28 protein-coding genes are annotated in these 26,996 nt (G+C 33.6%); all 28 read right to left on the reverse strand.

Annotation, left to right across the window (positions count from 1 at the left end; translation table 11 throughout):
• Position 1: 1 nt before the first annotated feature.
• Positions 2 to 442 (reverse strand): Asp23/Gls24 family envelope stress response protein, encoded by a 441-nt coding sequence (locus BW929_RS01570; protein WP_076543602.1) that lies wholly within the window; start codon positions 440 to 442, stop codon positions 2 to 4.
• A 29-nt stretch (positions 443 to 471) separates the two neighbouring features.
• Positions 472 to 1,599 (reverse strand): NAD(P)/FAD-dependent oxidoreductase, encoded by a 1,128-nt coding sequence (locus BW929_RS01575; protein WP_076543603.1) that lies wholly within the window; start codon positions 1,597 to 1,599, stop codon positions 472 to 474.
• Positions 1,600 to 1,624: 25 nt separating this feature from the next.
• Positions 1,625 to 2,188 carry an elongation factor P gene (gene efp, locus BW929_RS01580; RefSeq protein ID WP_076543604.1) on the reverse strand — a complete coding sequence of 188 codons (564 nt, stop codon included), beginning with the start codon at positions 2,186 to 2,188 and terminating at the stop codon, positions 1,625 to 1,627.
• A gap of 127 nt (positions 2,189 to 2,315) precedes the next feature.
• The gene (locus BW929_RS01585) at positions 2,316 to 3,383 is read right to left on the reverse strand and encodes a M24 family metallopeptidase (protein ID WP_076543605.1); all 1,068 of its coding nucleotides are present in this window, start codon (positions 3,381 to 3,383) and stop codon (positions 2,316 to 2,318) included.
• Positions 3,383 to 3,829, reverse strand: coding sequence for a type II 3-dehydroquinate dehydratase (gene aroQ / locus BW929_RS01590; RefSeq protein ID WP_076543606.1), 447 nt, complete (start codon positions 3,827 to 3,829; stop codon positions 3,383 to 3,385). The genes BW929_RS01585 and aroQ overlap by 1 nt, the downstream gene beginning before the upstream one ends.
• Positions 3,811 to 5,412, reverse strand: coding sequence for a 3-dehydroquinate synthase (gene aroB, locus BW929_RS01595; RefSeq protein ID WP_076543607.1), 1,602 nt, complete (start codon positions 5,410 to 5,412; stop codon positions 3,811 to 3,813). The genes aroQ and aroB overlap by 19 nt, the downstream gene beginning before the upstream one ends.
• Before the next feature lie 218 nt (positions 5,413 to 5,630).
• Complete coding sequence (locus BW929_RS01600; RefSeq protein WP_076543608.1) at positions 5,631 to 6,956, reverse strand: type II secretion system protein GspD; 1,326 nt, start codon at positions 6,954 to 6,956, stop codon at positions 5,631 to 5,633.
• On the reverse strand, positions 6,946 to 7,674 hold the full coding sequence (locus tag BW929_RS01605; protein ID WP_076543609.1) for a hypothetical protein: 729 nt from the start codon (positions 7,672 to 7,674) through the stop codon (positions 6,946 to 6,948). Before BW929_RS01605 ends, BW929_RS01600 begins: the two co-directional genes overlap by 11 nt.
• The gene (locus tag BW929_RS01610; protein WP_076543610.1) at positions 7,675 to 8,133 is read right to left on the reverse strand and encodes a hypothetical protein; all 459 of its coding nucleotides are present in this window, start codon (positions 8,131 to 8,133) and stop codon (positions 7,675 to 7,677) included. It abuts the gene before it with no gap.
• Between the two features lie 12 nt (positions 8,134 to 8,145).
• On the reverse strand, positions 8,146 to 8,610 hold the full coding sequence (locus BW929_RS01615; RefSeq protein ID WP_076543611.1) for a hypothetical protein: 465 nt from the start codon (positions 8,608 to 8,610) through the stop codon (positions 8,146 to 8,148).
• Positions 8,601 to 9,344 (reverse strand): hypothetical protein, encoded by a 744-nt coding sequence (locus BW929_RS01620; RefSeq protein ID WP_076543612.1) that lies wholly within the window; start codon positions 9,342 to 9,344, stop codon positions 8,601 to 8,603. The genes BW929_RS01615 and BW929_RS01620 overlap by 10 nt, the downstream gene beginning before the upstream one ends.
• Positions 9,345 to 9,346: 2 nt before the next feature.
• Positions 9,347 to 9,730: a hypothetical protein gene (locus tag BW929_RS01625; RefSeq protein ID WP_076543613.1), complete on the reverse strand. Its 384-nt coding sequence runs from the start codon at positions 9,728 to 9,730 to the stop codon at positions 9,347 to 9,349.
• 33 nt (positions 9,731 to 9,763) lie between these two features.
• Positions 9,764 to 10,273 (reverse strand): PilW family protein, encoded by a 510-nt coding sequence (locus BW929_RS01630; protein WP_076543614.1) that lies wholly within the window; start codon positions 10,271 to 10,273, stop codon positions 9,764 to 9,766.
• Positions 10,245 to 10,655, reverse strand: coding sequence for a prepilin-type N-terminal cleavage/methylation domain-containing protein (locus BW929_RS01635; protein WP_076543615.1), 411 nt, complete (start codon positions 10,653 to 10,655; stop codon positions 10,245 to 10,247). The genes BW929_RS01630 and BW929_RS01635 overlap by 29 nt, the downstream gene beginning before the upstream one ends.
• Positions 10,645 to 11,127, reverse strand: coding sequence for a pilus assembly FimT family protein (locus BW929_RS01640; protein WP_076543616.1), 483 nt, complete (start codon positions 11,125 to 11,127; stop codon positions 10,645 to 10,647). Before BW929_RS01640 ends, BW929_RS01635 begins: the two co-directional genes overlap by 11 nt.
• A gap of 4 nt (positions 11,128 to 11,131) precedes the next feature.
• Positions 11,132 to 11,575 carry a type IV pilin protein gene (locus BW929_RS01645; protein ID WP_076543617.1) on the reverse strand — a complete coding sequence of 148 codons (444 nt, stop codon included), beginning with the start codon at positions 11,573 to 11,575 and terminating at the stop codon, positions 11,132 to 11,134.
• Positions 11,576 to 11,648: 73 nt separating this feature from the next.
• The gene (locus tag BW929_RS01650; RefSeq protein WP_327077755.1) at positions 11,649 to 12,704 is read right to left on the reverse strand and encodes a type II secretion system F family protein; all 1,056 of its coding nucleotides are present in this window, start codon (positions 12,702 to 12,704) and stop codon (positions 11,649 to 11,651) included.
• Positions 12,701 to 14,371, reverse strand: coding sequence for a GspE/PulE family protein (locus BW929_RS01655; RefSeq protein ID WP_076543685.1), 1,671 nt, complete (start codon positions 14,369 to 14,371; stop codon positions 12,701 to 12,703). The genes BW929_RS01650 and BW929_RS01655 overlap by 4 nt, the downstream gene beginning before the upstream one ends.
• A 278-nt stretch (positions 14,372 to 14,649) precedes the next feature.
• A complete protein-coding gene (gene cimA, locus BW929_RS01660) occupies positions 14,650 to 16,224 on the reverse strand; it encodes a citramalate synthase (protein ID WP_076543619.1) in 1,575 nt (524 codons plus the stop codon).
• Positions 16,225 to 16,233: 9 nt separating this feature from the next.
• Positions 16,234 to 17,301: a 3-isopropylmalate dehydrogenase gene (locus BW929_RS01665; protein ID WP_076543620.1), complete on the reverse strand. Its 1,068-nt coding sequence runs from the start codon at positions 17,299 to 17,301 to the stop codon at positions 16,234 to 16,236.
• Positions 17,302 to 17,793, reverse strand: coding sequence for a 3-isopropylmalate dehydratase small subunit (leuD, locus tag BW929_RS01670; protein ID WP_076543621.1), 492 nt, complete (start codon positions 17,791 to 17,793; stop codon positions 17,302 to 17,304).
• The gene (gene leuC, locus BW929_RS01675) at positions 17,793 to 19,058 is read right to left on the reverse strand and encodes a 3-isopropylmalate dehydratase large subunit (RefSeq protein WP_076543622.1); all 1,266 of its coding nucleotides are present in this window, start codon (positions 19,056 to 19,058) and stop codon (positions 17,793 to 17,795) included. The genes leuD and leuC overlap by 1 nt, the downstream gene beginning before the upstream one ends.
• Before the next feature lie 92 nt (positions 19,059 to 19,150).
• Positions 19,151 to 20,671, reverse strand: coding sequence for a 2-isopropylmalate synthase (locus tag BW929_RS01680; protein WP_076543623.1), 1,521 nt, complete (start codon positions 20,669 to 20,671; stop codon positions 19,151 to 19,153).
• Between the two features lie 31 nt (positions 20,672 to 20,702).
• Entirely contained in the window at positions 20,703 to 21,689 is a 987-nt protein-coding gene (gene ilvC / locus BW929_RS01685) for a ketol-acid reductoisomerase (RefSeq protein WP_076543624.1), read from the reverse strand.
• A gap of 30 nt (positions 21,690 to 21,719) precedes the next feature.
• A complete protein-coding gene (ilvN, locus tag BW929_RS01690) occupies positions 21,720 to 22,205 on the reverse strand; it encodes an acetolactate synthase small subunit (RefSeq protein ID WP_076543625.1) in 486 nt (161 codons plus the stop codon).
• A gap of 3 nt (positions 22,206 to 22,208) precedes the next feature.
• A complete protein-coding gene (gene ilvB, locus BW929_RS01695; protein WP_076543626.1) occupies positions 22,209 to 23,879 on the reverse strand; it encodes a biosynthetic-type acetolactate synthase large subunit in 1,671 nt (556 codons plus the stop codon).
• A 405-nt stretch (positions 23,880 to 24,284) separates the two neighbouring features.
• Positions 24,285 to 25,940: a dihydroxy-acid dehydratase gene (ilvD, locus tag BW929_RS01700; RefSeq protein ID WP_076543627.1), complete on the reverse strand. Its 1,656-nt coding sequence runs from the start codon at positions 25,938 to 25,940 to the stop codon at positions 24,285 to 24,287.
• 109 nt (positions 25,941 to 26,049) lie between these two features.
• On the reverse strand, positions 26,050 to 26,931 hold the full coding sequence (gene ilvE / locus BW929_RS01705; protein WP_076543628.1) for a branched-chain-amino-acid transaminase: 882 nt from the start codon (positions 26,929 to 26,931) through the stop codon (positions 26,050 to 26,052).
• Positions 26,932 to 26,996: the final 65 nt, after the last annotated feature.

A 26,996-nucleotide genomic window follows, 5' to 3' on the forward strand; every position in this document is an offset into this window, starting at 1 on the left:
ATTATTCTTCGGTCTCTACTTCCTCTACTTTATTTTCCGTTTCCTCTTTTTCGTCTTCAGGAAAATTTACCCCCTGAACATGAACATTAACTGCTTTAACATTTAAACCAGTCATTCCTTCAATAGCCTGTTTTACATTATCCTGAATCTTCCAGGCAACATCTGGAATAGAATTACCATATTCTATAATTACATAAACATCAACAGAAGCTGTTTCATCACTAACTTCAACTTTAACACCTTTACTCAAACTTTTTCTACCCAGCATATCAGCAATTCCACCTGCAAGACCACCACTCATACCAGCTACACCTTCTACTTCAGTTGCTGCCAGACCAGTTATTATTCCTACTACTTCGTCAGCGATCTTAATACTGCCCTCATCAATTTCTTCTGCTTCTACTTCTTCTGCTTTAATATCTTTAATTTCTTCATCACTCATAATTTAACCTCCCTCATTTTACTAAATAATCATCTTTTTATGTCAGCCAGAATTTGATTTTGTTCTGAATACTGTCCAACAATTAGAGCCCCAATTTTTTCTCCCTTATTCTTTATTACTTTAACATAGGTTTCATTATCTTCCAGAATTTCTTCCTCAAATTCTCCTTCTTTATTTAATTCTCCCAGAGAAACTACATTAATTCCGGCAACCTTTAATTTATGAGATGGTACATAACCATCAAATTCAGCCTGACCACCACTCATAACTGTACCAGCAACTCTTCCCTGGGCCAGCGAAGGAGGCCAGATCCCATAGATTTTATCATTAAACTCTGCCACATCCCCCGCTGCATAAATATCAGAATTTGAAGTCTGCATTCTTTTATTAACAATAACTCCCCTATTTTTATCAATATCTAAATTTTCAACTAAAGAAGTATTAGAGCGAACACCGGTCGAGATTAAAACAAGATCAGCCTCAATCTCCTGATTTTCTAAAATTACTTTTTCTACGTTCTGCTGACCTTTAAAACCTTTAGTTTTAGCATCAGTAACAACTTTGACATTATTTTGTTTCAATTTAGCTTCCAGCAGATCTCCGCCCTTTTTATCCAGCTGCATCGGCAGCAAATAAGGTGCTACTTCCAGCACAGTTGTATCCAGATCCGCTTTAGCAAAATTATAAGCAATTTCCAGACCTAAAAGTCCCCCACCAACGACAACAGCTTTTTGGGCAGTTTCTGCGGCTTTATTAATCTCTTTTAAATCAGCAGCCGTTCTTAAAGTGAAAATATTATCCAACTCTACGCCAGTAAATGGGGGAACAAAACAGTGCGAACCATTTGCCAGCAGTAATTTATCGTAAGAAAATTGATCTTTTTCACTCTTAACCAATTTATTCTGGCTGTCAATCTCGATGATCTTTTGATTGAGATAAAGATCGATATTATTATCTTCAAACCACTGTTGATCATTAATAATAATATCTTCAACTTGAACCTCACCGGAAAGACATTCTATAAGTCGAGGTCTATAATAAAAAGGATAATTTTCATCTGTAAAAATAGAAATTTGATCCCCATTATCCCGGTTTTTCAAAATCTCTTTTGCCGCAGAAACTCCAGCAGCTCCCGCGCCAATGATTACATAATTCATCTTTAAATTCCCCCCTCAAAAATATTTAACTGTTAACTCGTTCTATATATTCATTACTTCGGGAATCAATTTTAAGTATATCTCCCTCTTCAATAAATAATGGAACCTGAACAACAAGGCCTGTTTCCATTGTAGCTGGTTTGCTTCCACCAGAAACAGTATTACCTCTAATATTTGGCTGAGTATCTTCAACTTTTAGTTCAACAAAAGTTGGCAGTTCAATATCGATCGGCCTACCCTGATAGACAGCTATATCAAGTTCCATATTTTCTTTTAAATATTTCACCTTATCTCCAAGCTGTTCTTCACTTAAATGAAACTGCTCATATGTATCATTATCCATAAAAATATAATCACTACCATCCCAGTATAAAAACTGCATCTTTTTTTTCTCTACATGAGCTGTTTCAACCTTTTCTCCTGCCTTGAAAGTTTTGCTAATTGTATAACCTTCCTCAACATTTCTTAATTTCGTTCTAACAAATGCACTACCTCTGCCGGATTTTGAATGTTGAAATTCAATTACCTGATAAACCTCTCCATCCAGCTCTATTGTTAAACCTGTATTGAAATCATTTGTTGAAATCATTTAAAGCACCTCCACTATTTTTTGTTGCAGTTCAATTATAGCAGAAATTAGCTTTTTAAACAAATTATTAAACTGAACAATATTAAGTTAATTAAATTAATTCTTGCTTAATTTCAGCCGTATAAGTTTATAAAACAATCAGTTCTTTAGGAGCTGAATTTAAAACTTCACATCCCTCTTCAGTTATTAATAAATCATCTTCAATTCTAACTCCACCCAGACCAGAAATATAAATACCAGGTTCATCCGTAACTACCATTCCTGGTTTCAAAATCCCGTCCGAAGTATAAGACAACCTTGGATTTTCGTGAATTTCAAGTCCTATTCCATGGCCCAGACCATGACCAAAGTTATCTCCATAGCCGGCTTCTTTAATTAAATCTCTAGCAATCTTATCTGCCTCAATACAGTCCATTCCACTGCTAATTTTAGAAATCACTTTTTGCTGGGCCTGTAAAACAAGCTGATAGATTTCTTTAAGTTCGGAATCAGGCTCCCCGACAGCCACTGTTCTGGTAATATCAGAATGATAGCCCTGAAAAACTGTACCAAAATCAATGGTTATCAGATCTCCCTTTTCTATAATCTTTTTTGAAGCAACTCCGTGAGGTAATGCTCCTCTTTTACCGGAAGCTACTATAAAATCAAAGGCATTTGCCTCCCCACCATTTTTTTTCATAAAAAATTCAAGCTCAAGCGCAATTTCTTTTTCACTTTTACCAACTTCAATAAATTCGAGTAAAAAATCAAAGGCTCTATCAGCAATTTCCACAGCTTTTTTTATCTTATCTACTTCATTTAAATCTTTAATCATTCTTAAGTCTTCAACCACTGATTCAACAGGATTTAGACTTTCTACTTCTAATTTATTCTTCAATTTCTGATATGTTTTAAAATTAAGGTCCTGACTTTCAAAACTTAAATTGTTAATTTTTTTTCTTTTTATTAACTCTGCAAAACCCTCAATGAAATTACTGCTAATTTCTTCAATTACACAGCCATCAGTCTGTTCTGCAGCCTGATCCAAATAGCGAAAATCAGTAATAAAAACACTATCAGTTTCTGTAATTAAAAGCTTACCTGCAGTTCCAGTAAATTGACTTAAATAGCGAACATTTTCTTTTTTCGTGACCAAAAAAGCCTCAATATCTTTTTCTTTCATTTTTTCTCTAAGTTTATTTATACGTTTTTCCACTAATATTTCTCCTTTCGCAAAACCTCTTTTAAAGCATCTAAAGCCAGAAGATATCCATATACTCCAAGTCCGGTAATCTGACCAACAGCCGCTTCGGCAGTTATAGATTTCTTTCTAAACTCTTCCCGGCGGTGGATATTACTAATATGCACTTCAATTACCGGTATTCTTACAGAAGCCAGTGCATCCCTCAATACAACACTAGTATGAGTCAAACCACCTGGATTGATAATTACACCATCCAAATTTTTATAATTTTGATGTAAATAATCACAAATCTCGCCCTCATGGTTGCTCTGAATAATTTCAATTTTTACATTTATCTCTTTAGCTTTCACTTTTAAATCTTCATTTAACATTTCTAAATTTGTTGTCCCGTAAATTTCTGGCTCTCTCAATCCCAGCATATTTAAATTAGGACCATGTATTACAGCCACTTTTTGCATAAGTATTCCTCCATATATTTTTGAATATTTTTGTGATCAAATTCATCACTTAAGTATGTAGAACCTAAATCCTTAATCAAAACCCACCACATTTTATTATCACTAATTTTTTTATCATGTGCAATATATGATGCCAGTTCTGCAGCTTCAATGTCTTGAGATGGAAAAATTTGATAATCAAAAGTTTGAATCAAATCAATAATTTTATTAAAAACATCTTTCTTTAAATCACCAATTTTATACGATAAAAAAGCTGTAAAAGCTATTCCCATCACAACAGCCTCACCATGTTTAAATCTAAATTTTTCCGCGCCTTCTACAGCATGACCAAAACTGTGTCCCAAATTCAATTTTTTGCGTAATCCCCGATCTTTTACATCTTCACTTACATAATAATCTTTCATTTCTAGAGAAATTTTTGAGATTTTAAGCATAATGTCTTTATTTAAATTTATAATTTCTTTTCTGTTCTTATTTAAAATATCAAAAAGCGGATTACCACCCAGGATAGCATATTTAATTACCTCTCCCAGACCTGATTTTATTTCTCTCATCTCCAGACTATCAAGCCAGTGCAATTGATAATAGACAAGATCAGCCTGATAAAAACTACCGATTAAATTTTTAGTATCTCTAAAATTTACAGCTGTCTTCCCTCCTACACTACTGTCAAGCTGAGAAATCAAAGTTGTAGGCATCTGAATCAATTTTAATCCTCGTAAATACGTTGAAGCAATTAAGCCTCCAAGATCTCCAATTGTACCTCCTCCAAAAGCAATTACATAATCTGAACGAGTAAAATTATTTTCATATAAAATATCATATGCCTGCTTTAAATACTCAAGGTCCTTGATTTTTTCTCCAGCCTCAAGTTCTAATTTGATAAGTTCAGCATTTTTTTTGATTAGACTAAGAATTGGTTCTGCATGGTTGTCCATTACTATTTGATCGGCCAGTAAGAATACTTTTCGTCCTTTTATCTTCTCTAAAATTATATTAAAACTGCTCTGTTTAAAATTTTTATCAACTATTACAGGATAAGAAGAGTTTTGAGCCTTAATTTCAATTTTAAGTTTTTGATCAGGAATCTCTGCTAAAATTTGGTCAGCAATTTCAGCTGCTGAATATCGTTCACTATCAAAATGAATGGGAATCTCCTGATAATACTTTTCCCTTTCAGTTAAAAGAGAATTAATTTTCCCCAGAGGATTATCGACCTCCAAAAGAGGTCTGACAATTTCATCATTTTTATTTCGGCTCAGTACTTCCTCAGCACTAACATCAAGACAGAAAACTTCAGCCTGATTCAGCATCAGCTGCCGCAGTTCATCATTTAAAACAGCTCCTCCTCCCGGAGATAAAACCAGATCTTCGTCTGAATTTAGCAGCTCACCTATAATATCTTTTTCAACTTCTCTAAAATAATCTTCTCCTTTAACTGTAAAAATCTCCTCAATACTCATCTTTTCTCTGGCTTCTATTAAATCATCACTATCATAAAAATTAAAATTCTTTTTATCAGCCAGAATTTTGGCGACTGTAGTCTTTCCTGCAGTCATAAAACCGGTTAAAACTATTTTCATCTACTATTCTCCTCCTCAAACTAATAATCTTTAAAATTTATAATATAAGCCCCGGCAAAACCTAAAATAGTCCAGAATACTGGAGCTACTGTAACTACACTTATATTGAATACTGCCTGTAGTACGTAAGCAAATATAGAAAAAAATGAAATTAATTAAAAGAAAATTCAGGGTTTCCCCTGAATTAAATTTCTCTAAAAACTGCAAATATCCTTTTATTAATTGATAATTTCTTTTAATTCTTCCTCAGTTAGTGTTTTAAACTCTCTATTGTTTTTATTCTGCTTTTCCCCTTTAATCTCCTCTTTTTGACTATTTATTTTTTTATTAATTTCATTATTATTACTTTCTGTTATTTTATTTTGAACCATTCTGACTTCTGATTCTATTATTTCTGGAGTTATAAATATTATAAGTTCTGTTTCTATATCTGTATTCTTTGCGGCAGAAAAAAGAGATCCAAGAAGTGGTAAATCAGCAAGAATAGGAATTTCTTTAACAGTTTTAAGTTCATCCTTTTTAATCAAACCACCAATTGCAAGTGTTTCTCCGTCTTCTAATATAACCGTAGTCTCTGCACTGCGCGAATTCACTGCCGGTAATCCATCTGCCAGTATTTGTCCTATACTATTTACTGAAGGCTTTATTTCGAGAAGAATTTGATTTTGATTAATAATTTTAGGGAGAAATTCAAGAACTATACCTGCTTCAATATAACTTATAGTTGATACAGTTTTATCTGATTCTATTCTTTCCAGTTTAACTGGAATTTGATCACCAATTACAAGTTTTGCTTTTTTTCGATCCAGTGTCATCAGGCTGGGATTTGCCAGAATATTGGAAAGCCCTTTTTCATTCAGCGCTTTAAGTGTTTCCGGCCACCCCGGTTTTAATTTTTCAATATTTCCAGAATCATTTTTTATAATCTTTAATTCAGCCAGCTGATTGGGATTAATACCCAATTCTTTTATCTTTGTTCTGCTTATTTCTTCTATTCTAGCTTTGATCATTATTTGTTTTTGAGGCTGATCTATCTGAGATATTATTTTTTCTAACTCTTTTAAATTTTTCTCCTTGCAGTTAATAATCAGACCTTCACTATTTAAGTTAATAATCTTAATTTCTTCAAAGTTATTTCTTAAAATCTCAGCAGCTAATTCAGAACTTAAATTATTGAATTTATAACTTTTACTGACAAATTTTTGATTTCTGGCAGCCATTTTTTCTCTTGTACTAATATAAATTATTTGTTTTTGATAACTGTAATCAAGATTAAAACTGTCAGTAATTAAATTCAAAGCATTTTCAAAGGGAATATCATTAAAAATAACTGTAATTTTTCCTTTAACTGAACTGTCACAAATCAAATTTTTATCAGCAGTATTTGCCAGCATAATTAGAGCTGTTTCCAGCTCTACATCTCTTAAATTAATTGAGATCAAATTATTTTCCGATCCTTTTTCTGCTTTAACAAAAGCGGAAACCAGCAAAATAATAACTAAAATAATTGATATTTGAAACACTTTCTGTACTTTACTTTTCATTTCCTTCAACCTCCCAGAGATTGATCATTCTTTCAGCTTTTTGATAACTGATAGTTAATTTATTGTTATTAATTTTTTTAATTGTAAACCTACCAATTTTATCATTTTCTTTTTTAGTCACAGTTTGTCCGCGGTAGAGAAATAAAGCAGTAGATTTTGTTCCTTTTCGAATAATACCCAATAATTTAAAGGGAAGTTTAACCCTTTCTATATTTATTTTTTTTGCCTCATTAGAATTATTATTTTTAACCTGCAGCTTATTATCTTTACTGGAATGGTTATTTAAATCATCAGCTATAATATTTTTTTCTAAATCTATAAGTTTTGGATTATAATTTTCTTTATTATTACTTTCTGACAACTGATCTGGTTTATTTATACTTTTTAAAGCTCTTTTTTTAGAGTTCTGAGAGCTGTTAACAGACTTAAAGGGGTCTTTGATCTCGCTGATCAAAGCAATTTCTTTAATTTTTGTTTTCAGTTGTGTTTCATTTTTTACTTCATTTATTTTTTCTTTAGAAACCTCATTTTCTGTTTTAACTATTTTTTTCTGCTTCGATTTCTCAGCAAATATTTTATCATTTTTAAACTTATCAGGCTGATCATAAATATCGCTTATTTCAACTCCAAAAAATTGGGTCCAGATCAAAAAGACTATAAGCAATAATCCAACAGCTAAAAATAAAATCATTTTTTTATTTATAAGAATTTTCTTCATCTAAATCAGCTCTTTTTTTAATTTCAAAAAGAAAAATAAGCTTTTACTATTGTCCTTTATTTTAAATTCTTCAATCTTTAAAACTTTTAGTTCATTTTCTATATAGTATAGAAATTTCAGAAAAGAATTAAAGTCTCCAGTTAAATTTAAATTAAGTTCATTTTTTGTACTGCTAAAATCAATTAATATTAAATGATAAAGCTTTAATTCCGCAAGTATTTGGGTAGTTATTTCTTTTAAATTAACTATTTTTTCTCGAGAAGCAGCTTGAGAAAAGGTCTCATTTAAAGAATATTTATTTTTTAATAAAATATTTTTCTGCTGCTGTTTTTCTATGTTTTCTTTAAGTGTTTTTTGTCTATCAAATAATACTCTGCTATTTCCAATCTGTATAATTAATAAAAAACAGACCAAAAAAGATAAAGAAATTATTAGTGGTTTGTTCATATTTTTTTCCATCCTTACACCCCATTACCGACTTGTATTTGCTTCAAGTTGAAAAAAATATTTATTATTTTGTCTGATCTTAACTAAATTTATATTGGTTAAATTATTATTAGTTTTTAAATGCTCAATAAATCTAAATATATTTTTCTGGTTTTCACTTTCTGCATTCAGAATAATTTTGTTATTTTTGAAATATACAGAATTAAAAATCACGTTTTCAGTCTTTGCTGCCAGAGTTTTTAATAAAATATATTTTTTGGGAGTAATATTTTGTTGGTTTTTATTTTTACTTTTTTCTTTATTTAAATAAAAGTATTTGTCTGCCTCTTTTTTAAGCTGTTCTAATTTGGATTGATAAATGTTATTTTTATTTTTGAGATTATAATTTACAATAATTAGGGCTATAAGCAGTACTAAAATAATAACTAAAAAATATTTTATTAAAATCAATGTTCGGTCAAAATTCTTTTCTTTAAAAATCACTGGCATTTGCTGATACTCCAGAGTAAAGAAGTCAAAAACACAAAATCATCTGCTTCTAAATCTATTAAATCACCAAGATTTAGCAAATCACTTTTTCCTTCCAGAATCTCAAGTTTAATATTTTTATTATTTAAATAATATTTTTTTGTTCTTTTAATTTCCTGTTTCAACTCTTTCTCTTTAATTGAGGACTGAAGTAGATCAAGTTTTTTATTCAATGCAGTCAGTAAGGTATAACTGCCATTTATTTGATAATAAAGAAGATAGTTTTCTGCATCTACAATTTTATTGATTACTGAAAATATAGCAACTGGAAGAGCAGAAACCAAATAATTATTTTTATATTTTTCCATATCTGCAGTTATGGGATCCAGCATTCTTTTATCCGCTGCAAAAAATTTAACCTCTCGTTCCTGAGTCTGATTGGAGACTATTTCTAAATAATCATAGTAGTATTCGTCTTCAAAATTACTTTTTACCTCAGCAAATTTACTCAAAATATTATCTTCACTAATTCGATAAGGGTTCTTTTCTTCCAGTGCAACTGAGTGATAAAAAAGTGAAGCTGCAGGCAGCAAAACTATATACTGACAGTTAAAATTAAATCTTTTGATTTTACCTATAGAAGAAATCTCATTAATACCATCTACAAAATTAATCTTATTGTCTTTTGCTCTGGCAACTAAATTCTTCAGACTGTCCTCAGCCGGTATTGTTACTGAATAATAATTATTAAACATTATCAATCACTCCTATATATTTTTTTCTCAATGATTCTTAAACTTTCTTTTTCCAGTTTCATTTCAGCATTATAAGGAATTTCACTATCAATTCTGGCAAAAAGATAGATAAATGTATCATCCTCCCTTCCATAAATATTTACTTTTAACTCACTAGTTAATTCCAGTTTTTCATTAAGCAGTAGATCTTCGTTTTTCAAAAAATAGAGCTGATACTGCAGAGCTGAATCAACTGCTTCTTTATTTTGAGCTGCCACAATTCTATTATCTAAAATTTTAAAATTAATTCTTTGTTGTTGAATTAAAAGAGGTATAAACAGCCCAATTAATGTAATCAAAATCAAATTTAGAAATAAAACAAAGCCATTATTATTTTTTATCATCATAATCTAAACCTGCTTTTATTATTGTTTTTAAATCTATAAATCTATTAACCTGCTAATAATTAATTTTTTCTCTCCTTTTTTTACCCAAAGAGTGATTTTAAGCAAATCTGGATCTACTAATTTAAAATTTAAATCTTCAATCTGATCTACCAGAGCAAGGTTTCTACCAAAATCTTTAAAATCAGGATTATTACTTCCAATTGCTCTCCCAAGAGCATTATGTCCCCCACTCTGATAGATATTAAATTTAAGCCACTGATATTCTTCGCCATAATAGCTGAAAACATCAATTTCTTTCTGATTAATAATCTCAACTTTACTGGCATTTTTAATTTGTAAGGACATAAAATCAACAACCAAATAACCATCCAGCTGCCAGGAATTTTGAAGGTTTAAAAAATTATTGCTTTGATAGAGGCTGATAATTAATTGCATAAAGATTGCAGCCAGCAAAGATGAGATAGTAATTACTATCAATATTTCTAACAGAGTAAATCCTTCTTCAACCTTAAGTTCATTTCTGCAACAAACTGAAAACTTCATTCTGATGCTCCTTATTCCTACATTTAAAATCAACTTCAACCTTTAACTTATATAAACCATCATATTTTATTCCATCTTTTTCATATGGAATCACCTCAACTCTTGTCATCTCATAATCTCTGGGTAGAGATTCATTTTCCAGCATTTCTAAATTTCTAATAAACTCACTGCTGCTGTCTTCAACCCCCTCACTAATTAATTCTCTATTTTTATAAGCCTCTAATACAGACTCAGTCCAGTTTACAGCTGCATTTTTGTCTGCAAGAAAAGTGTGTACTTCCAGTCCAGTTTTGATTGTTCTGCTCATCACTGCCAGAACAGCTCCTGCTAGAGAAATTGTTATTATAACCTCCAGTAAAGAAAATCCAGCATTATTTTTCAACTTTAACCCTCCCTAATTGATTTACTGTAATTGAATATTTTCTGGCCCCTGTTTTTGCCTTAGCCAGGGCAACTGTTCCGCCTCTAGCTGTAGCTGTATTATTAAATCTAATCCATTCATAATAATTATCTGTTACCGCTTTATAGCTTAAGGTTTTATAAAGAATCAAATCAGAAGAATAGTACCCTTTTTTCTTAATAATCATATTTTCATCTTCTTCAACATAAAAGTAATAAGGGATTTTACTGGATTCAGGACTTTCCTTAATTGTATAAATTCTAAAAATATAAGTCTGATTATCCAGGATTGCCTTATTTCTGGCCCACCTAAAATCTGCTGCTAAACAGTTAATTTCCTGCCTGATTGTAAAATCATTTTTAAACTGTGGACGATAACTTATTGTAAATAAAATCCCCATTACTGTAATTACAACTAAAATCTCAATCAAAGTAAAACCCTGCCTCTTTTCCATTGAGCTATAATGTAGGTTCTGTAGCTTCAGGTCCTGTTAGGGAAGATTCGGCAGTAGAAATATAATAAAATTCATCTGCAGCAGCTTGATAAATTATTATATATTTTTCTGCTCCAGTATCAGAATCACTCTGATAACTGTAATCAGTCTCTGAATTTTTTATATTTAATTCAGTTAAATCACTGCTAATCGAACTTATATCACTTTTAGTACTTTGGCCGGGATATTCACCATGATCAAGATAATACATTTCAAGACTCTGCATGATATTATGAAGATCAGCTTTAGCTACTGCTGTATCTGCTTTATTTTTAACTCCACTTAATGCAGGTACAGCCATTGACATTAAAATTCCAAGTACTACAATTACTATTAATAATTCAATTAGAGTAAATCCCTCTTCATTTTTAGTCAAATTTCTGTTTATTAAATTAGATTCAATTATCATTAATAAATTCCTTTCTCTGTTAAGTTTCCATTAAGTTAAAGCTAAATCAATTTAAATCAGCCTAAACATAAAATTAAATAATTAAATAGATCTGAAACATTGGCATTATTACTGCTGCAGCAAGTAAAGCAACAAAAATTGCAGTTAATGTTATTAAAAACGGCTCTAAATACTGCAGCATTTGAGCAATTTCATCATTTAATTTTTGATAATAATAATCACCTGCTCTTTCCAACATAGTTTCCATTCGGGCTGTCTCTTCGCCAGTCATTATAAGATAGTAAAATAGATCAGGAATATATCTACTATCCGCAAAACACTCCGCTAAAGAAGCCCCTTTTGAAATATTCAAAGTTGTTTTATCTATAAAATTTTGATAATGATAATCACTGATTATATTCTTTACAAGTTCCAGGGCAGAAATTAATTTTAAACCACTTTTTAAGAATAGAGCTAAATAAATAGCTATTTGAGTTAAAATCAGATCACGATAAACAACTGATAAAAACGGAATATGCATAATGATTTTACTTTTTAAATCTCTCTTCTTCTCACTTTTGTAAAAATATACAAAAGATATTATTGAAAATATTATGAAAATTATTATTATATAGAAATAATCATTAAATGCTCGACTCAACACCAAAAATATCTCAGTAATTAGCGGTAGTTCTCCACTAAATTCTGCGAATAGATCCACAAATACAGGTAAAATAAATTTAAAAATAAAAACAGCTGCAGTAAAAATAGTAATAATTACAGTAAGTGGATAAAAAGCTGCTTTTTTAATTTCTTTTTTCAGCTTTTCTCGGCTGCTGTAATATTTCTCCAGCTTTTCTAAAACTTCAACCAGAGTCCCACTTTCTTCTCCCGCTCTAACTACTTCAGTAAAAAGACTGGTGAAAACTTCTTCCTCTTCCATTGCTTCAGCAAGACTTAAACCTGACTCAATATTTTTTAACAGCTCTCCGTAAATTTTTTCTTCCTGCTGAACTTTTGTCTGTTTTGAGATGATCATTAAAGATCTGTTTAAATTCAAGCCAGAATCTAACATTATTTTAAGCTGAGACGCAAAAAATTTAAGATCAAATTTTCTATTTAAATTAATTTGAATCTCCTCCTGTCTCAGGAATTAAGTTCGATTACTCTTAGAATTTCCTCGCTTGAGGTGACACCTTTTTTTAACTTTTTAAAAGCAGAATCAGCCAGACTTAACATTCCTGAAGTCAGCGCTGCTTTTTTGAGCAGCTCATAATCTGCCTGCTGACTGATCAGTTTTCTTAATTCCTTATTAATCAGTAGTACTTCTGCTGCTGCAGTTCTTCCCAGATAACCCTCACTACAGTTTTGACAGCCTACAGCCTGAAAAACATATTTACATTTTTGTTCTCCAATAAAATTAATCTCTTCTCGGGTGATTTTTCTTTTTTCTCTGCAATCCGGGCATAATTTACGCAGTAACCTCTGGGCTACAACTGCTTTAAGAGTACTGCTAATTAAATATGGGGCTATCCCCATATCAATAAGTCTTGTTACAGCAGAAACACTATCAATGGTGTGTATAGTACTTAAAACCAGATGGCCTGTAATGGCTGCTCTTACTGCAATTTCTGCAGTTTCTTTATCCCTTATTTCTCCAATCATAATAATATCAGGATCCTGTCTTAATATAGATCTCAAAATAACAGGAAAACTTAAGCCCTGAGCATTATTAATTTCAATTTGATTTAGAAGCTCTAATCTATATTCAACAGGATTTTCTACAGTAATAATATTATTTTTTTCTGCAGCCAGCCTATTTAAAATTGAAAATAAAGTTGTTGTTTTACCACTTCCGGTAGGGCCTGAAAGTAATATTATTCCAGAATTATATTTAAAAATATTTTTGAATCTTTTTAGATTATAGCTATTTAAATTTAGTTCTTTAACTGACAATAATTTTTCACTTCTTAAAAGAAGTCTCAAAACCGCCTTTTCTCCATAAATAGTTGGAATGACTGAACAGCGAATATCATAATTAGAATTTTGGAATTTAAATTCCAGTTTTCCATCCTGAGGTAAATGACGTATTGTAATATCCATTCCTGAAATTATTTTAATTCTTGAAATAACAGCTGCTGCTATTTCGACAGGCAAGTTATAATAACTTTTTAAAATACCGTCAATTCTGTATCTAATTTTAAAGTAATTTTTCTTTTTTTCCAGATGAATATCACTTGCATTTAATGAAATTGCTTCAGTTAAAATTTTATTGAGTAATTTAACCACTGGTGCATCATCAACAAGATCTTTTAAGCTATCAATATCCCTGCTATCAATTTTTTTAAAATTCCCAAAATCACTCAGCAGTTCCTGCTGATCCAATTGAAAATAACTATTATAAATTGAATTTTTTACTCTATTAAATTCAACTTCGGTCATTAAATAAAATTTAATACTGCTTTTAAACTGGTATTTTAACTTTTCTTTTAAAAACAAATCAGGAGGATAAATACTGCCAAATATTATTATCTTTTCATTTTTTTGCAGTAATAAAAGCCTATATTTTTCAGACTGAGAAAGATCAAGCTTAAGAGCAATTTTTTTATCTACCTTAACCTGCGAATTTTCAAACAATTCAATTTCAAAATATACGGATACTGCCTGCAGCAACTGTTTTTCGCTTAATATATTTTCTTCCTTTATATAATTTATTAAAGACTTAGTTCCTTTTTCTGTAATTTTTGATTCAATTTCATTTCTAATTTTCTGATCAAAACTATATTTTTTGTATAAATATTCACAAAAATTTTGCATAAAATTACCACCCATTTATCTTTTCTCTTTAATTAATTACCATATTTTTATTTTATTTAAATTAATTGTTAAAAAATTCTATGATAATTTATTAATTCGTGGTCAAAAAAAATTCTCCTGCATATTTTTGTAATTTTTTTCTTTTTATACAAATTAATAGTTAAATTATTTCTAATTTTATACATTAATAACTATTTTATTAGTGAAAAATAACACAATAACATAGTAAAACAGCTGCAGATCTTACTCTACAGCTGTCTCTTTAAATTATCTCATTTTTAATTTATACTTATTCCTGCTTCAATTAAAAGCCAGTATTCTATACTATCCAGTAGTGCATCCCAGGATGCCTGAATAATATTGGTAGAAACTCCAACAGTTGTCCATGATTTTTCCAGATCAGCAGTTTCAATTAATACTCTTACCTTAGCTGCGGTACCATCATTTCCGTTCAAAACCCTAACCTTATAATCAATTAGTTTGGTTTCGGTTATTTCCGGATAAAATGATACTAAAGCCTTACGAAAACAATTATCCAGCGCATTAACAGGACCATCTCCTTCAGCAGCAATATGAACCTTCTCACCATTAACCTTCATTTTTACTACAGCTTCTGAATAGGTTTTATTATCACGGTTTACACTATTGGTTCTAAAATCTTCTATCTCAAAAAAAGGATTATAATCCTTAAATTCTCTGAAGGCTAGAAGAATCAGTGAAGCCTCTGCTCCTTCAAACTGATAACCCTGATTTTCTAATGATTTAACTTTTTTGATCAGTTTTTTTATCATTGCATCAGAAAAATCTTCAAGATTAAAACCAATTTCTTTTAACTTATACCTCAGATTTGACTTTCCAGCTAACTCAGAAACAAGTACCCGGCGCTCATTACCAACCAACTCCGGCTCTATATGCTCATAAGTATGAGGATTTTTACGAACCGCACTGACATGAATTCCTCCCTTATGAGTAAAAGCACTTTTCCCCACATAGGGCTTATTATTAATTGGGATTAAATTGGCAGTTTCAGTAACAAAGAAATAAAGTGGTTTTAATTGTTTTAATTGTTCAGAGGTCACCAGTTCTTCACCATACTTTAACTGTAGAGCAGGAATAACACTGCACAAATCAGCATTACCACAGCGCTCTCCCAGACCTCCAACCGTGCCCTGAACCTGAACTGCACCTTCCTCATAAGCCGCCAGAGAATTTGCTACAGCCAGATTGCCATCATTATGAGAATGAATACCAAGTGGAGTATCACACTCTGCCTTAACTTCCTGCACTATTTTTGTCACCTGAGAGGGAAGCATTCCTCCATTAGTATCACATAAAATTAAAAGTTCAGCTCCCGCTTCAGCAGCCACCTTTAATGTTTTTAAAGCATAATTTGGATTAGCAAGATAACCATCAAAGAAATGTTCAGCATCAAAGAATACATTTAATCCTTCTGACTTTAAAAAAGAAACAGTATCTTTAATCATTTCTATATTTTCCTTTAGTGGAATCTGAAGAGCATCAGTTACATGAAGATCCCAACTTTTAGCAAAAATAGTAACATAATCAACTCCTGCTTCAACAAGTTTTAAAATATTACTGTCTTCTGCAGCTCTTATATTAGCTCTTCTGGTTGAACTGAAAGCAGTTATTTTAGCGTGATCTAAATTCATATTCTGAACTTCGCGAAAATAAGCCTCATCTTTAGGATTGGAACCCGGCCATCCTCCTTCAATGAAATCAATTCCAAAACGATCTAACTGTCTTGTAATTCTGAGCTTATCATCAAGTGATAAAGAAATTCCTTCTCCCTGTGAGCCATCTCTTAAAGTTGTATCATAAAGTGTTAATCCCACTAGTCATCACTACTCACCTTCCTCTTTGCTTTTAAGATTTTGAACCAGATAATCCCCAACTTCATCTGTACTTAAGTCTCCACCCTGATCGGAAGTAACCATATTATTCTCTAAAGCATCCTTAACTGCCTCTTCTACCTTTGGTGTCAAATTACCATGGCCAAGTTCTCTGAGCATCATTCCCGCTGCTAAAACGGCTGCCAGTGGATTAGCTATATTTTGACCGGCAATATCGGGTGCACTTCCATGAACGGGTTCAAACATAGAAATGCTTTCTGGATTTATATTACCAGAAACAGCCATTCCCATTCCTCCCTGAATTTCTGCTCCAAGATCAGTAATGATATCACCAAAAATATTACAGGTAACAATTACATCAAAAATTTCCGGATTACGAACCATTTTCATGGTAATTGCATCAACTAAAAAGTGATTTTGTTCAACATCAGGATAATTTTTACCCATTTCTTTAAAAGAGCGCTGCCACAGATTATGAGCATAGGTCAATACATTACTCTTATCACAGACAGTTAGTTTAGGTTCTCTACCAAATTCTTGAGCATACTCAAAAGCATATTTGATTACTCTATCCACACCTTTACGAGTAGAAATCATTTCCTGAGTAGCCACTTCATCTGGAGTATCTTTCTTTAAAAAGCCACCTATACCAGCATAAATTCCTTCAGTATTTTCTCTAACAACAGTAAAATCAATATCTTTAATTCCTTTACCTTTAAGAGGAGAAAATTCTTCTTTATACAATTTAATAGGTCTTAAATTTACATACTGGTCAAAATAAAAGCGAAGTTTAAGTAAAATTCCCTTTTCTAGAATTCCTGGCTCAACTCGTGGATCCCCAACAGCTCCCAGATAAATTGAGTCAAAGGTTTCCAACTTATTTAAAACATCATCAGGTAAAATATCGCCTGTTTTTAAATATCGTTCAGCCCCCAGATCAAATTTTTCGAACTTCAGACCAAGATTATAGGCATTATCCAGATACTCTAAAACTTTTATTCCCTGTCGGGTAACCTCTTCTCCAATTCCGTCACCCGGTATATATGCTATATTACTCATCTATACCAGCTCCTTTTTGACATGTTCGATTAAACCGCCATCTTTAATAATTTCCTGCATAAAGGGAGGGAATGGTTCTGCCTGATAAGTCTCACCTGTGCGCATATTTTTAATTTCACCCTGATCAATATCAACTTCCAGCTCATCTCCTGCTTCGGCTGCTTTAACAGCTTCCGGTGACTCTAAGATTGGAAGACCAATATTAATCGAGTTACGATAAAAAATTCGGGCAAAACTTTCTGCTATCACACAGGAAACCCCTGCATATTTAATAGCAAGAGGAGCATGTTCTCGAGAAGAACCGGAGCCAAAGTTTTTACCACCAACAATAATATCACCGTCAGTTACCTCTTCAGCAAAATTTTCGTCAATGTCTTCCATACAGTGAGCCGCTAAATTGGCTGGATCTGATGAATTAAGATAGCGAGCTGGAATAATCACATCTGTATCTACATTATCTCCATATTTAAATACTTTTCCTTTTAATTTCATTATTTAACCTCCTCTGGACCGGCAATATAGCCTTTGATTGCTGATGCTGCCGCCACAGCTGGACTAGCCAGATAAACTTCACTTTTAGTTGAACCCATCCGACCGACAAAATTACGGTTGGTTGTAGAAATAGCTTTTTCACCTTCAGCTAAAATACCCATATGTCCACCCAGGCAGGGTCCACAGGTTGGTGTAGAAACTGCTACTCCGGCATCAATAAAAATATCAAATAATCCTTCATTCATTGCCTGTTTGTAAATCTTCTGAGTCCCTGGAAATACAAGACAGCGAACATTTTCGTTAACTGTATGTCCTTTTAATATTTCTGCTGCTACTCTTAAATCTTCCAGTCGACCATTGGTACAGGAACCAATAACCGCCTGCTGAATTTCAATTTTTTCTTCGATTTCATCCAGCCCTTTGGTATTTTCAGGCAGACTAGGAAAAGCAATCTGAGGTGTGATTTGACTGACATCTATCTCGATTACCTTCTCATATTCTGCATCTGGATCTGCATTAAGTACAGTATAATCACGCTGAGCTTTATCTTTAAGATAGGCTTCTGTTTTCTCGTCTGCTGCAATTAATCCCGCTTTACCTCCAGCTTCAATTGCCATATTAGACATTGTCATTCTGCCGTCCATAGAAAGATTTTCAATTGCTTCTCCTGTAAATTCCATCGCTTTATATAAAGCACCATCTACACCAATTTTCCCAATTGTATATAAAATTAAATCCTTACCACTAACGTGAGGCTTAAGCTCACCTTTATAAATAATTTTAATTGTAGGTGGCACCTTAAACCAGGCTTTACCTGTAGCCATAGCTGCTGCCATATCAGTACTTCCAACTCCAGTTCCTAAAGCACCCAAAGCACCATAGGTACAGGTGTGAGAATCCGCACCAATAATAATTTCACCAGGCAAAGTTAATCCCTTTTCCGGTAGTAATACATGCTCAATTCCCATCTGACCCACTTCAAAGAAATTTGTAATTTCATATTTTTTGGCAAACTTTCTGATCATATTAACCTGCTCTGCTGCTTTAATATCCTTATTTGGAGTAAAATGATCAGGTACAATTGCAATTCTATCCTTATCAAAGACTTTATCCACACCAATTTTTTCAAATTCCTTTACTGCCACTGGAGTTGTTATATCATTACCGAGCACCATATCAACTCTGGCGTTTACTATCTCTCCAGGTTTTAATTCATCCCGATCAGAATGAGCAGCCAGGATTTTTTCAATCATTGTCATTCCCATTTAGTTAATCACTCCTCTTAAATTCCTTATAATATTATAGATTTTTTTAAAATATTCTTAAACAGCCCGAGTAATCTCAGGCTGTTTTGATTTTATTTATTTTTAGTATAAACAAGATACTTATTAATTGCTTCAATGTAGGCGGCTGCACTGGCTTCTGTAATATCAGTCTGAGATGAGTGACCAGTAAAAATTTTGCCATCAATTTCGGCAGCAATAAAAGCCTCTCCCAGTGCATCTTTACCTTCTGTAACCGCATCAATCTTATAAGACATCAGTTTAATATCTTCAATACCAGTTAATTCATTGATAGTCTGGAAAATTGCATCTACCGGGCCATCGCCATTACAGGCGGCCGACTGAATAATTTCGCCTTCCTTTTTCAGTCTAACTGTAGCTGTTGGGAGTAGTCCCTTACCTGTTAATACTGATATATACTCCATTTCATATATCTTTTCGTAATCATAGAGTTCATTATCCAGAAGAGCAATGATATCTGCATTACTGACATTTTTCTTCTTGTCAGCCAGATCTTTAAACCGCTTAAAAAAGCTTTCAAAGCTCTCTTGATCAAGTTCATAATCATATTTTTCCAGAAAATCTTTTAGAGCATGACGTCCGGAATGTTTACCTAAAACCAGTTTGTTATGGTCAAGACCAATGGTTTTTGCATCCATAATCTCATAGGTAGTTCTTTCCTTGATCACACCATCCTGATGAATTCCTGCTTCATGAGCAAAGGCATTAGCTCCTACAATTGCTTTATTGGCCTGCAGAGTAATACCGGTCGAATTAGCTACTAACTTAGAGAGACGAGCAATTTGAGTTGTATCCTGAGTTATATCCAGATTATAATAATCCTGTCTGGTATATAAGGCCATCACAATTTCTTCTAGAGCAGCATTTCCGGCTCTCTCACCAATTCCATTAACTGAAACTTCTACCTGACTTGCCCCATTCTCAATAGCTGCCAGAGAGTTGGCCACTGCAAGCCCCAGATCATTATGGCAGTGAACACTAATTTCAGCCTGATCAATATTAGGAGTCTTTTCTTTAACATCCTTGATCAACTGACCAAATTCTGAGGGCACTGCATAACCAACAGTATCCGGAATATTAATTACTTTTGCACCAACATCAATTACTGCCTTAAAAAGTCGGGCCAAAAAATCAGTACCTGTGCGAGAGGCATCCTCTGCTGAAAACTCAATATTATCAGTATACTGAGCCGCATATTTAACAGCTTCCACCGCATTATTTAATACTTCATCTTCTGACATCTGTAATTTATATTCTAAATGTATTGGCGAAGATGCAATAAAAACATGAATCCTGGGGTTTTCAGCATGCTGCACAGCCTCCCAGGCTCGATCAATATCACTTTTGCGGCATCTAGCCAGAGCTGCTACTTCAACACCTTTTACATTTTCAGCTACCATTTTAACTGCATTAAAATCTCCATCTGAGGAAATAGGAAATCCAGCTTCAATCACATTAACTTTCATCTTGGCCAGCTGTTTGGCAATTGCCAGCTTTTCTTCGGGAATTAAAGTCACACCTGGAGACTGTTCTCCATCCCTTAATGTTGTATCAAATATTTTAACACCTGCCATCATATTCACCACCTTTTATCTGTCCTGCTAACTAATCAATCCAGGACATCATCTTTCTTAATTTACGTCCAACTGCTTCGATCTGAGAATTTTCGTCTTTTTCTGTTAAGGAATTAAATACAGGACGATTTGCCTGATTTTCTAAAATCCATTCTCTAGTAAACCTACCAGACTGAATATCTTTTAATACAGCCTGCATGTTTTCTTTAACATGCTCATCAATTACTCTTGGTCCAGATATCAAATCTCCGTATTGAGCTGTATCCGAAATAGAATCTCTCATAGTAGAAATTCCACCTTCAAACATCAGATCAACAATTAATTTCAGCTCATTTAAAACTTCAAAATAAGCAATTTCTGGCTGGTAACCTGCTTCAACTAAAGTTTCAAAACCGGCTTTTACAAGTGCAGTTGTACCACCACATAAAACAGCCTGTTCTCCAAAGAGATCAGTTTCTGTCTCTTCTTTAAAGGTTGTTTCAATAACTCCAGCGTGAGTACAGCCAATTCCTTTTGCATAGGCTAAACCAAGCTCATAAGCCTTACCTGTATAATCCTGATAAACAGCAAGTAATCCTGGTACACCCTTATCATCTTCATAAAGACGACGAACTAAATGACCTGGTGATTTAGGAGCTACCATAAAGACATCAATATTTTTCTGTGGTACAATCTGATCATAATGAATATTTAAACCGTGGGAAAACACCAGGGCATTTCCTTCCTCTAAATTAGGTTCAATATCATTTTTAAAGACTGTAGCCTGTTTGATATCAGGAATTAAAATTTGAATTAGATCCGCCTTTGCTGCAGCCTCTGCAGTAGTCAAAACTTCAAATCCATCCTCTTCTGCTACCGGCCAGCTTGAGCTTTCTTTTCTTAAACCAACTACAACATTAACTCCACTATCCTTTAAGTTCTGAGCCTGAGCGTGTCCCTGACTACCATAACCAATAACTGCTACTACTTTATCCTCTAAGTACTTTAAATCTGCATCTTTATCGTAATATATTTCCATTCTTATCTTCTCCTTTTATGTTCTTATATTTTATTTAGCTGCCTGTCCTCTACTTAAGGCAACTATTCCTGTTCTTACAAATTCTGCTATACCGAAATCCCTCAAAAGTTCCGTTAAAGCTTCCAGTTTATCTTCAGTACCTGTGGCTTCAATCATTAAACTATCAGGTGCTACATCAACAATCTGAGCCCTAAATGTGTCAGCAATCTGGATAATCTCTGATCGCTGTTTGCGAGTACACTTAACTCTGATTAAAATTAAGTCTCTTTCCACAATAGAATTTTTGTCAAGTTCAGTAATTTTTAAAACATTAATCAGCTTGTGCAGCTGTTTGGTTACCTGCTCTAATACTTTCTCATCACCCTGAACTACAATTGTCATCCTTGAAATCTCAGGATTTTCTGTTTTACCAACATTTAAACTTTCAATATTGAAATTCCGCCGACTAAAGAGTCCGGCAATTCTGGTTAAAACACCGGGCTTATTAAGTACGGAAACTGATAAAATATGTGTCATAAATTATCCCCCTATCATATCTTTTAAGCCGGCACCTGCTGGTACCATTGGATAGACATTTTCTTCTTCCGGAATGTGTACATCTAAAATAGCCGGTCCCTGATGCTCCATGGCTTCCTTTAAGGCACTATCAAGTTCTGATTTTTTATCCACAGACTTAGACCAGATCCCATAAGCTTCTCCCATCTTAACAAAATTAGGAGCCGGAATCTTTGTAGAAGAATATCTTTTTTCAAAGAATATTTCCTGCCACTGCCTGACCATTCCTAAATATTTATTGTTAAAAATAATTACTTTAATCGGAATATTGTAAGTCTGAGCTGTTCCAAGTTCCTGAATATTCATCTGAATACTGCCATCTCCTGCAATCAACACAACCTTTTCTTTCGGCTGTCCAATCTGAGCTCCGATTGCGGCCGGAAGTCCATAGCCCATTGTCCCCAGTCCTCCGGAAGTGATAAATTGACGTGGCTTTTTATATTTGTGGAACTGAGCCGCCCACATCTGATGCTGACCAACTTCAGTGACAATAGTTGCATCACCATTAGTGTATTTATCAATTTCTTCCATAATGTACTGAGGCTTTATAGTCTCTGAACCATCATCTTCATATTTTAGTGGATAATTTTCCTTAAGCTCTTTGATCCGCTGCTGCCAGACTCCATTTTTTTTCGCTTCTATATGAGGAAGCAGTTCTCTAAGTACTGTCTTTACATCCCCCACAATTGGAATTTCTACATCAATATTTTTCCCTATTTCTGCTGGATCAATATCAATCTGAATTATATCTGCCTGAGCAGCAAATTCATCCAATTTACCGGTTACTCGATCATCAAAACGAGCACCAACTGCGATTAAAATGTCGGTCTCCAGAGTCGCCTTATTTGCATATTGAGTACCATGCATTCCCAGCATTTCCAGGGCCAGAGGTTGATCCTCCGGATAAATACCAAGTGCCATTAAAGTTGTGGTTACAGGGATTTTGGCTTTATCGACCATTTCTCGTAATTCCTTTTCTGCCCCTGAGATAACCGCTCCTCCACCTACATATAAAAGTGGACGACTTGCATTATTGATTGCTTTAGCTGCCTTATTAATCTGCAGTTTATGTCCTTCGAAAGTTGGTCTGTAACCAGGTAGATTAACTCGATCAGGATATTTAAACTCGGTAACCGCCTGTGTTACATCCTTGGCCAGATCAATCAGTACCGGTCCTGGCCTCCCTGTACGGGCAATATAAAAAGCTTCTTTAATTGTTCTTGCCAGATCCTTAATATCTGTGACCAAGAAATTATGCTTGGTAATGGGTAGGGAAATACCCGTAATATCAGCTTCCTGAAAGGCATCTTTTCCAATTAAAGAGCTGGAAACCTGACCTGTAAATGCTACTAAGGGCACAGAGTCCATTTGAGCATTGGCCAGTCCTGTAACCAAATTTGTTCCTCCTGGTCCAGAAGTTGCAATGCAGACTCCAACTTTTCCACTGCTGCGAGCATAACCATCAGCCGCATGAACAACTCCCTGTTCATGTCTTCCCAGATAATGTTTTAAATCTGAATTGTAAAGAGCATCATAGAGATTAATAACAGCACCTCCAGGATAACCAAATACAACTTCAACATTTTCTTTCTTTAATGATTCAATAATTATTTCTCCACCATTTAATTTTGGCATAGATTCACCTCCGCTGTGATTTTGAAAAATTAAAATTATAAATAGATACAAAAATAGCCCTGAATACAATTATCCAGGGCAGAAAATTATCTAAGAATCTATAATCGAAAACCGGGTTTAAATTAACTGAAAATTAAATAAACTTCTTCTTTGTTTATTATTTAAAATAAAATTTCAGTAATTTTCAGCTTCTTTAATCCTAGATTAAAAAAACTAAACTCCTATTTCGACTAATAAAATTCTTAAATGAAGCCAACCCTTCTCTACTGCTTGCTATTCTTATAACTTCATTTAATATTCTATTTATATTTTTACTATACTAAATTATGATACTTTTATCAATCATTTTCACAAAATATCTTTGATTTTTTAGATATTTATTACATTTTAGACTATATAATACTTTTAATCAAGTACTGCTCCTTTAGAAGCTGAACCTACTAATTTTGCATAGCGCTTTAAATAACCGCTGATATCCGGGACAAATGGTTCTACTTTATCCATTCTGGCTGCTAATTCTTCCTCTGATAACTCTACTTCCAGAATAAATTTATCCATATCGATATGGATAATATCTCCTTCTTCTAAGGCTGCTATTGGTCCCCCGGCAGCTGCCTCAGGCGATACATGGCCGATTGCTGCTCCTCTGGTAGCACCTGAGAAACGACCATCAGTAATTAAAGCCACACTATCATCAAGGCCCATTCCAGCCAGAGCTGAAGTAGGTGAGAGCATTTCTCTCATTCCCGGTCCTCCTTTAGGACCTTCATTTTTAATAACTACCACATCACCGGGATTAATTTCTCTATTATTAATAGCAGCAATTGATTCTTCTTCACTATTATAAATTCTTGCTGGTCCCCGATGGGACATCATATTATCCGCTACCGCTGCTCTTTTGACAACCGAACCTTCTGGAGCCAAATTACCTTTTAAGATAGCAAGTCCACCTCGATCATGATAAGGATTATCTAAAGAACGAATAATATTATGATCTACAAAATTAATAGCTTTTAAATTTTCTTTCAGTGATTGCCCGGTAACAGTAACTGTATCTAAATTAATTAGATCACCTTTTACCAGCTCATTAATAACTGCATGAATACCGCCAGCTGAATTTAAGTTTTCCATGTGATTTTTGCCAGCTGGAGTTAAAGAACAGATATGGGGTACCTGATCACTGATCTCATTAAACTTATCTAAAGGAAGATTTATTCCTGCTTCATGGGCAATTGCCGGCAGATGCAGAGCTGTATTTGTTGAACAGCCCAGCGACATATCAACAGTAATTGCATTTTCAAATGATTTTTCTGTTAAAATATCAGAAGGTCGAATATCCTTCTCCACCAGTTTCATTACTGCTCTTCCAGCAGCTTTAGCCAGTCTAATTCGATCAGCCTTAACAGCCGGAATTGTTCCATTACCCGGTAAAGCCAGCCCTAATACTTCAGCCAGAGAGTTCATCGAATTGGCTGTAAACATCCCGGCACAGGAGCCAACTCCTGGACAGGCAGAACGGGCTATCTGATCCAGCTCTTCTTCCTCCATCTTACCGGAAGTAACAGAACCGACCGCCTCAAAGACATTGTGTAAGTCAATGGCATTACCACAGTGGCTGCCTGCTTCCATTGGTCCACCACTGATTACAATTGCCGGAATATCAAGTCGAGCTGCTGCCATCATCATTCCAGGTACAATTTTATCACAGTTTGGTATTAAAACCAGCCCATCCAGCTGATGTCCATTAACCACTGCTTCCACTGAATCTGCAATTATTTCTCTGCTGGCCAGAGAATAATGCATTCCACTATGGCCCATCGCAATTCCATCACAGACTCCAATAGTACCAAAAGTTAGAGCTGTACCACCAGCTGCAGTAATTCCGTGTTCAACAGCATCTTTAATTCTGTCTAAATGTTTATGACCGGGAATTATATCATTTGCCGAGTTGGCAATCCCGATTAAAGGTTTATCTATGTCATTATCGTCGAGTCCCAGAGCATAAAGTAATGATCTATGAGGGGCTCTTTCGATACCTTTTTTTATCTTATCACTTCTCATTCTTTTCCTCCTTAATCTACTAACTTCTTTCTGAAAAGCTTATTTATATTCATTATTTAGAATATATCTCATATATTAATACTTAATTATTAAAGGCCCACCTGACAGACTAATCAGTATAAATTTCTTTTCCAGTGGAGTTTGCAATTTCTCTAAATTTTGCAATTAGTTTGGTTGTTTTTGCACCAACTTCACCATTTCCTACTTTACGACTATCTACCTCTACCACCGGAATAACTTCGGCTGCAGTTCCACTTAAGAAACATTCATCTGCGGTAAAAATGTCATGTCTTGTAAATAGCTCTTCTCTAACTTCTAATCCCATTTCTTCAGCTATTTCAAGTACTACTTCTCTTTTAGTTCCTTTTAAAATACCCGCATATTTAGGTGGAGTATAAAGAGTCTCTCCATCAATAATAAAGATATTATCACCCGTACATTCTGCAACATAACCATCACTATTTAAAATAATAGCCTCCGGTGCATCCTGCATATTGGCTTCAATTCGCGCCATAATATTATTTAAATAATTTAAAGATTTAATTCGGGGATTAACCATTTCCGGACCATTCCGACGTGTTGGCACTGTAACAAGTTTTAAACCTGTCTCATATAGTTCTTCTGGATAAAGCTGAATAGCACTGGCAATAATTACAACTGTTGGCTTTGGACACTTACGGGGGTCTAAACCCAAATCTCCTTTTCCACGTGAAACTACTACTCTTATGTAAGCATCCCTTAATTCATTAGCTCTAATTGTTTCTAAAATAGCTGCTTCCATCTCTTCTTTACTCAATGGAATATCAAGCATAATTGTTTTTGCTGACTCATATAATCTTTCAATATGTTCATCCATCATAAAAACTCGACCACTGTAGGCTCTAATCCCTTCGAAAATACCATCACCATACAAATAACCATGGTCAAAAACTGAAACCTTTGCCTGATCTTCCGGAACAATCTCTCCGTTTAAATAAATATTTCTGCTCACTACTTTGTCCTCCTTAAATTTATTTTTATTTTTTAATAAAACTGTCAGCTTTTTTACTATAGAGA

The sequence above is a fragment of the Halanaerobium kushneri genome, assembly GCF_900156285.1.
Classification (GTDB): domain Bacteria; phylum Bacillota; class Halanaerobiia; order Halanaerobiales; family Halanaerobiaceae; genus Halanaerobium; species Halanaerobium kushneri.

Bases quoted from the DNA above. Each gene is read 5' to 3' on its own strand.
- BW929_RS01655 (WP_076543685.1), bottom strand. From the start codon at position 14,371: ATGCAAAATTTTTGTGAATATTTATACAAAAAATATAGTTTTGATCAG.
- ilvD (WP_076543627.1), bottom strand. From the start codon at position 25,940: ATGAGAAGTGATAAGATAAAAAAAGGTATCGAAAGAGCCCCTCATAGA.
- leuC (WP_076543622.1), bottom strand. From the start codon at position 19,058: ATGGGAATGACAATGATTGAAAAAATCCTGGCTGCTCATTCTGATCGG.
- ilvC (WP_076543624.1), bottom strand. From the start codon at position 21,689: ATGGAAATATATTACGATAAAGATGCAGATTTAAAGTACTTAGAGGAT.
- BW929_RS01625 (WP_076543613.1), bottom strand. From the start codon at position 9,730: ATGATGATAAAAAATAATAATGGCTTTGTTTTATTTCTAAATTTGATT.
- BW929_RS01615 (WP_076543611.1), bottom strand. From the start codon at position 8,610: ATGCCAGTGATTTTTAAAGAAAAGAATTTTGACCGAACATTGATTTTA.
- BW929_RS01630 (WP_076543614.1), bottom strand. From the start codon at position 10,273: ATGAAGTTTTCAGTTTGTTGCAGAAATGAACTTAAGGTTGAAGAAGGA.
- BW929_RS01570 (WP_076543602.1), bottom strand. From the start codon at position 442: ATGAGTGATGAAGAAATTAAAGATATTAAAGCAGAAGAAGTAGAAGCA.
- BW929_RS01645 (WP_076543617.1), bottom strand. From the start codon at position 11,575: ATGATAATTGAATCTAATTTAATAAACAGAAATTTGACTAAAAATGAA.
- BW929_RS01665 (WP_076543620.1), bottom strand. From the start codon at position 17,301: ATGAGTAATATAGCATATATACCGGGTGACGGAATTGGAGAAGAGGTT.
- aroB (WP_076543607.1), bottom strand. From the start codon at position 5,412: ATGAAAATAGTTTTAACCGGTTTTATGACTGCAGGAAAGACTACAGTC.
- BW929_RS01640 (WP_076543616.1), bottom strand. From the start codon at position 11,127: ATGGAAAAGAGGCAGGGTTTTACTTTGATTGAGATTTTAGTTGTAATT.
- BW929_RS01610 (WP_076543610.1), bottom strand. From the start codon at position 8,133: ATGGAAAAAAATATGAACAAACCACTAATAATTTCTTTATCTTTTTTG.
- BW929_RS01605 (WP_076543609.1), bottom strand. From the start codon at position 7,674: ATGAAGAAAATTCTTATAAATAAAAAAATGATTTTATTTTTAGCTGTT.
- aroQ (WP_076543606.1), bottom strand. From the start codon at position 3,829: ATGCAAAAAGTGGCTGTAATACATGGTCCTAATTTAAATATGCTGGGA.
- ilvN (WP_076543625.1), bottom strand. From the start codon at position 22,205: ATGACACATATTTTATCAGTTTCCGTACTTAATAAGCCCGGTGTTTTA.
- BW929_RS01620 (WP_076543612.1), bottom strand. From the start codon at position 9,344: ATGTTTAATAATTATTATTCAGTAACAATACCGGCTGAGGACAGTCTG.
- leuD (WP_076543621.1), bottom strand. From the start codon at position 17,793: ATGAAATTAAAAGGAAAAGTATTTAAATATGGAGATAATGTAGATACA.
- efp (WP_076543604.1), bottom strand. From the start codon at position 2,188: ATGATTTCAACAAATGATTTCAATACAGGTTTAACAATAGAGCTGGAT.
- BW929_RS01600 (WP_076543608.1), bottom strand. From the start codon at position 6,956: ATGAAAAGTAAAGTACAGAAAGTGTTTCAAATATCAATTATTTTAGTT.
- BW929_RS01680 (WP_076543623.1), bottom strand. From the start codon at position 20,671: ATGGCAGGTGTTAAAATATTTGATACAACATTAAGGGATGGAGAACAG.
- ilvB (WP_076543626.1), bottom strand. From the start codon at position 23,879: ATGCCAAAATTAAATGGTGGAGAAATAATTATTGAATCATTAAAGAAA.
- BW929_RS01575 (WP_076543603.1), bottom strand. From the start codon at position 1,599: ATGAATTATGTAATCATTGGCGCGGGAGCTGCTGGAGTTTCTGCGGCA.